The organism is Streptomyces sp. NPDC006265 (assembly GCF_040613555.1).
Classification (GTDB): domain Bacteria; phylum Actinomycetota; class Actinomycetes; order Streptomycetales; family Streptomycetaceae; genus Streptomyces.
Genome location: NZ_JBEXSH010000609.1, coordinates 1 through 5,609 on the forward strand (window position 1 = coordinate 1; position 5,609 = coordinate 5,609).

5 protein-coding genes and 2 pseudogenes are annotated in these 5,609 nt (G+C 75.2%); 5 read left to right on the forward strand and 2 right to left on the reverse strand.

Going from position 1 to position 5,609, the window contains the following annotated elements; genetic code table 11:
• Window positions 1-196: 196 nt before the first annotated feature.
• Window positions 197-635, reverse strand: a pseudogene (locus ABZ281_RS35305) (ATP-binding cassette domain-containing protein); the annotation flags it as partial.
• Window positions 632-1,035, reverse strand: a pseudogene (locus ABZ281_RS35310) (GntR family transcriptional regulator). The pseudogenes ABZ281_RS35310 and ABZ281_RS35305, both read right to left, overlap by 4 nt.
• 46 nt (window positions 1,036-1,081) lie before the next feature.
• Between ABZ281_RS35310 and ABZ281_RS35315 the strand changes: the two are divergent.
• Genes ABZ281_RS35315 through ABZ281_RS35335 form a run of 5 tightly spaced genes read left to right on the forward strand, consistent with a single transcriptional unit; the run spans window position 1,082 to window position 5,451 of the window.
• The gene (locus ABZ281_RS35315; protein ID WP_356662156.1) at window positions 1,082-1,633 is read left to right on the forward strand and encodes an RNA polymerase sigma factor; all 552 of its coding nucleotides are present in this window, start codon (window positions 1,082-1,084) and stop codon (window positions 1,631-1,633) included.
• A complete protein-coding gene (locus tag ABZ281_RS35320; protein ID WP_356662157.1) occupies window positions 1,630-2,466 on the forward strand; it encodes a zf-HC2 domain-containing protein in 837 nt (278 codons plus the stop codon). Before ABZ281_RS35315 ends, ABZ281_RS35320 begins: the two co-directional genes overlap by 4 nt.
• Window positions 2,463-3,323: an ABC transporter ATP-binding protein gene (locus tag ABZ281_RS35325; RefSeq protein ID WP_356662158.1), complete on the forward strand. Its 861-nt coding sequence runs from the start codon at window positions 2,463-2,465 to the stop codon at window positions 3,321-3,323. The genes ABZ281_RS35320 and ABZ281_RS35325 overlap by 4 nt, the downstream gene beginning before the upstream one ends.
• Window positions 3,320-4,834 (forward strand): ABC transporter permease, encoded by a 1,515-nt coding sequence (locus ABZ281_RS35330; protein WP_356662159.1) that lies wholly within the window; start codon window positions 3,320-3,322, stop codon window positions 4,832-4,834. The genes ABZ281_RS35325 and ABZ281_RS35330 overlap by 4 nt, the downstream gene beginning before the upstream one ends.
• Entirely contained in the window at window positions 4,825-5,451 is a 627-nt protein-coding gene (locus ABZ281_RS35335) for an ABC transporter (protein ID WP_356662160.1), read from the forward strand. Before ABZ281_RS35330 ends, ABZ281_RS35335 begins: the two co-directional genes overlap by 10 nt.
• The last annotated feature ends 158 nt before the right edge of the window (window positions 5,452-5,609 follow it).

Here is a 5,609-nt window from a genome sequence, read left to right on the forward strand (position 1 = left end):
GGGAGGCGGCGGGCCAGGAGGAGGAAGGCGGCGGCCGTCGCGGTGCCGGCCACGGCCAGCAGGAGGCCGGTTTCCACGGACTGGAGCGGCCAGAAGTGTGACTCGGGGTGAAAGGTGGCGCTGCTGAGCCGGACGCCGTGCCGGGTGGGGTCGGCCCAGCTGACCTGGAAGGCCGAGCGGGGCAGCTCGAGGGTGCCGGGCGTTTGCCGAGGGCGAGCGCGACGCGGGTGCGCTGGCCGCCGGAGAGCGCGCGGATCTTCGTGTCCGGGCCGAGGTCGCCCTCCGCGACGATCCGCTCGGCGGCCCGGGCGTCCCAGCGGCGGGGGTTGAGGTCGCGGCCCGGCCGCAGGGTGCCGACGATGGTGAGCTGGGGGTGCAGGGGCTTGTTCTGGGCGACCTGGGTGAGTCGTTCGCGGGCCGCGGCCGGTGGTGCCGAGGACCGTGATGGTGCCCTAGGGGGGGCGGAGCAGCCCGGCCGCGAGGGCGAGCAGGGTGGACTTGCCGGCGCCGTTCGGGCCGGTGACGGCGCAGACGCGGCCCGCCGGGAGCCGGAAGGCGCAGCCGTCCAGCGCGGTCCCTCGGCGTCGCCGGAACCTCCTGCCCAGCCCTGCCGCCTCGATGGGGGTGTCGGTCATGCGTCCCCCTTGGATTCTGCGAAGTGCGTGTCGAGTGCGGAAGTGAAGAGGGCGGCCACGTCCTCGCGCTCCAGACCGGTCCCCGGACCGCCCAGGCGTCCAGTTCCGCGCGGAGCGGGGAGTCGGCGGGGGCGGTGCTCAGGGACGTGCGGACGAACGTGCCCAGTCCCCGGCGGGCCTCGACCAGGCCCTCGCGCTCCAGCTCCCGGTAGGCCTTGAGGACCGTGTTCGGGTTGATGGCGGTGGCCTCCACGACCTCGCGGGCCGTGGGGAGCCTGTCGCCCGGCTCCAGCAGGCCCAGGCGCAGGGCCTGTTTGGCCTGCTGGACGATCTGGACGTAGGTGGCCACACCGCTGCGCCGGTCGATGCGGTACTCGTGGAAGAAGGGTCGAAAAGTCAACCGTGCTTTCGTGAACCGTTCGGCCCGGGCCGTCCGATGAGGAGACGTGAGCGATACGAGAAGCGACGGGGAGCTGCTGCGGGCCATCGCCGCGGACGCCGACCGGCGCGCCTTCGAGGAGCTGTACCGGCGCTACGCGCCATGGCTCCGGGCCCGGTTGCGGGGGCGGTGCGCCGACCTCGGGGTCGTCGACGACGTCGTGCAGGAGACGTTCCTCGCGGTGTGGCGCGGCACGGCCCGCCACCGCCAGGAGGGCCACTCCGCGGACGCCGCCGGATGGCTGTGGCGCATCGGGTCGCGGCGGCTGGTGGACGCGCTGCGGGGTGACGGGGCGCGCGGGCGGCTGCGGCAGGCCCTGGCGCGGCTGCGGCACCGGGACGAGGTGTCGGCGGAGGAACGCGTGCTCGCGGGGGTGGAGCACGGGGACCTCGCCGGGGCCCTGGTCCGGCTGTCGCCGGAGCTGCGTGCGGTGCTGCAGGCGACCGTCATCGACGGGCTGACCACCCGTGAGGCGGCGGTGCTGCTCGGGATTCCGCCGGGGACGGTCAAGACGCGGGCGATGCGGGCCCGGAAGCAGTTGCGGGAGGCGTTGGCATGAGCTGGCACGTGTCCGAGGAGGATCTGCGGGCCTACGCGCGGGGGGAGTTGGAGACCCCGGTGCTCTGGTCCGCCGATGCGCATCTGACCTCCTGCGCCCGGTGCCGTGGAGCACTGGCCGAGGTCAGCGACCCGGTCGTCCTCGACGCAGGGTGGGACCGGCTCGACGCCGAGCTGGACGCGCCCCGGACGGGGCTGCTGGAGAGGCTGCTCGTGCGGATCGGGGTGGCCGGGCACACCGCGCGGCTGCTGGCGGCGACGCCCGTGCTGCGCCGGTCCTGGCTCGGGGCCGTCGTCGCCGTGCTGCTCCTGAGCGTGGCGGCCGGGCACTCCGTGCGCGGCGGGGAGTTCCCCACGCTGTTCCTGGCTCTCGCGCCGCTGCTGCCGCTGGCGGGGGTGGCGTTGTCGTACGGACCCGCGCTGGACCCGACGTACGAGATGACCGTCGTCGCGCCGATGCACGGCTTCCGGCTGCTGATGATCCGGACGGTGGCCGTACTGGGTGTGGCGCTGGGGCTGAACGGGCTGGCGACCCTCGCCCTGCCCGCCTACGGCCTGCGCGGTCTGGCCTGGCTGCTGCCGGCGCTGGCGCTCACCGCGACCGGGCTCGCGCTGACGCCCCGGCTGGGGCCGGTGCTCGCGCCGTCCCTGGTCGGCGGGGCGTGGATCGGGCTGCTGCTGACGGCCGACGCGCTGCGGACGGGGGCCGACGTGCCGCTCGCGCCGTTCACTGTGGCCGGGCAGGGCGTGGCGGCGGTGGTCGCCGCGCTCGCCGCCGGGCTGCTCTTCCTGCTCCGTGACCGATTCGACCTCTTCCAGGGACGTGCCGTATGACCCCGACCGTGTTCGCCTCCGGGCTGAGCCTCCGCTACGGCGGCACCCCGGCCCTCGACGATGTGTCGCTGCGGCTGACCGCCGGCGTCACCGGGCTGCTCGGGCCCAACGGCGCCGGCAAGACCACGCTGCTGCGGGTGCTCGCCACGGCCCTGCCCGCCGACCGGGGGGCCTTCACCGTCCTCGGGCACGACCCGGGCACCGCCCGCGGCCGGCAGGAGGTGCGGCGCCGGCTGGGCTACCTGCCGCAGACGCCCGGCTTCCACCCGGACTTCACCGCCTTCGAGTTCGTCGACTACGTGGCGATCCTCAGGGAGCTGACCGACCGGGGCGCCCGGCACCGGGAGGTGCGGCGGGTGCTCGACGAGGTCGGCCTGGCGGAGGTGCGGGGCAAGCGGATCCGCAAGCTGTCCGGCGGGATGCGGCAGCGCGTCGCCCTGGGCGCCGCCCTGGTCGGCGAGCCCGGCTTCCTGGTCCTCGACGAGCCGACCGTGGGACTGGACCCCGAACAGCGCATGCGGTTCCGGGAGTTGATCGCCGGAGCGGGGGAGGGGCGGACGGTCCTGCTGTCCACCCACCAGACCGAGGACGTGGCGATGCTCTGCCACCGCGTGATCGTCATGGCCGGGGGCCGGGTGCGCTTCGAGGGCACCCCGGCCGAACTGACCGCGCGGGCCGCCGGACGCGTGTGGAGCAGCACCGAGCGGGACCCGGGCGCGATGGCGGGCTGGCGCACCGGCACCGGGTCCTTCCGCAACGTGGGGACCCCGCCACCCGGCGCCGAACTGCTCGAACCCACCCTGGAGGACGGCTACCTGCTCACGCTCGACGACGCCGGAGCGGAGGTGGCGGCATGACCACGGTCGTGGAGAAGCCGCTCGCACCCGGGATACGGAACGAGCCCGGCGGGCCCTTCAAGGCCGTGCGCGCACTGGCCCTGTTCGAGTCCCGCCGGCTGCTGACCCGCATTCCGGTGCTGCTCGCCTTCGCCGTGTACCTCGGCTGGACCGTGTGGCGCGCCGGCAAGGCCTGGGGCGACTACCCGGCCCTCCAGGACGCCGACCGCGCCACCCAGAACGCCCCGATGCTCGTCGGCCTCGCGGTCCTGCTCTCCGTCAACCAGGCCGCGCTGCGCTCCCGGCGGTACGGCACGGAGCAGCACTTCGCGGTGCTGCTGCTCCCGCACTGGTGCCGTACGGTCGCCCACGCCCTGTCGGTCGTGGCCGCGGCCCTGGTCACTGCCGTGTGCGTGGCCGGGCAGTTCGGCTGGGACGCGCTGCGGCCCGGGGCGATCGGGCAGGGGTCGGTGGGCGAACTGCTCGTGGGGCCGCTGACCGTGCTGCTGTCGGGGCTGACCGGGCTGCTTCTGGCCGTGCTGGTGAGGTCGGTCCTCGCAGGCCCGCTGCTGGTCGTGTTCGCTCTCTTCCTGTTCATGTTCTTCTGGGGCACGAGCGACGACGCGAGCCGCTGGCTGCTGCCGGCCGTCGTCGAGGCCACCAGCAACACCCTGCCGTCCGACCTGATGGGCCGGCCCGCCGGCTGGCACGCCCTGTACCTCGCCGGACTCGCCCTGTCCCTGGGCCTGGCGGCGGTCCTGGTCGCCGGTGGCCGCAGGCCGGCCGTCGTGGCCGGTGCCGCCGGAGCGCTCGCCATGACGCTGGTGGGCGGTGTGGCCCAGTCGGCGGGCGACTCCCCCGAGCTGGTCACGGCACGCGAACGCGCCACCGTGCACCCCGAGCAGGTGCAGTCCTGTGCCCGACGGGACGGATCGACGTACTGCGCGTTCCCCGAGTGGAGGCCACGGGTCGGGGACTGGGCCGCGGTGGTGGACCGGGTCCGCTCCCTGGCCGGGGGCGACGCCCCCGAGCAGGACGTCGTCGTACGGCAGCGGGTCGAGGCGCGCTACGGCCTCTCCGGCGACGGCGCGCTGACGCCGCTGGAGCGTCCGCACGAGGTGACGGTGGGCACCCAGTGGGGCGGCAACCGCGTCCCCGAGTTCTCCGCCGCCGTGGCCGGTGTGCTGATCGCGGGTGACGAGAAGGCCGCGACCTCGATCTGCGACGGCCGCATCGTCCCTCTCATGTGGCTGGCCGTGGGCTGGGAGTCCGACCCCCTCGACGCGCTGCGCCGCGTCCGGCTCGACGACAGCATCACCGGCTCCGCCATGGTGCTCCAGCCCACGGACGGGCTGTCCATGACCGCGGCCCAGACCGAGGTGCTGCGCGCACTGCTCGGCCTGCCCCGGGGCGAGGCCGGCGCACGGGTCAAGGACCGGTGGCGGGAACTGACCGCGCCGAAGGTCACCGCGGCCCGGGCCGCCGAGCTGCTGCACCTGCCCGCGCCCGAGAAGGAGGACAAGTGCCTCTGACCCGGCAACTGGTGCTCCCCGTCCATCGGACGGTGCCGTGGGGGTTGGTCGGCGCGGCCGGGGCGGCGGGACTGCTGTTCACCGCGTTGACCCGGACCGGAGAGACGGCGGAACGGCTCTCCCTGTACCTGCTGCGGGCCGCGATCCTCGCCTTCGCCGTGGGCCTGGCCTTCCTCCTGGACGACCCGGCCCGGCACACCACCGCCGCCGTGCCGACCCCGCGCCCGGTCCGGATCGCCCTGCGCGTCGTCCTGGCCGCCCCGGCCGCGGCGGCCTGGTGGACGGTGGCCCTGCTCCTCGTACCGCCGGGCGCGCGGCCCCCGGTCGGCGACATCACGCTCGAAGCCGGGGCCGCCTGCGTCGTGGCGGTGACCGGTGCGGCGGCCGCGGTGCGCTTCAGCGAGGTCACCCGGCCCGGACCGCCGGTCGCGGGCGGGCTGCTGACCACGGCCGTCCTGGTGATGCTGTTCTGGCCCGGGCGCTGGGCGCTGTTCGTGCCCGTGGAGGACGAACGGTGGGCCGCGGCCCACGACCGGTGGGGCGTGGTGCTGGCCGCCGCCGTGATCCTGGGAGCGGTGTGCGCGGTGGAGCCGCTGCGGCGTCGCCTCCGCTTCTAGTGCCGCGACAGGCAACGTTCGCCCCGTCACGACGCCCGGCGCGCTCTCCCGAGCTCTCGGCTCCGCTCGAGCAGGGGGTCCCCCACTCGCCGCACCGGTCGAAACCCCAAGTACGTCCAGTACGGGGGCTTCCGGCCGGCAGGCCGAGAGCACGTACC

Bases quoted from the DNA above. Each gene is read 5' to 3' on its own strand.
- ABZ281_RS35320 (WP_356662157.1), top strand. From the start codon at position 1,630: ATGAGCTGGCACGTGTCCGAGGAGGATCTGCGGGCCTACGCGCGGGGG.
- ABZ281_RS35325 (WP_356662158.1), top strand. From the start codon at position 2,463: ATGACCCCGACCGTGTTCGCCTCCGGGCTGAGCCTCCGCTACGGCGGC.
- ABZ281_RS35330 (WP_356662159.1), top strand. From the start codon at position 3,320: ATGACCACGGTCGTGGAGAAGCCGCTCGCACCCGGGATACGGAACGAG.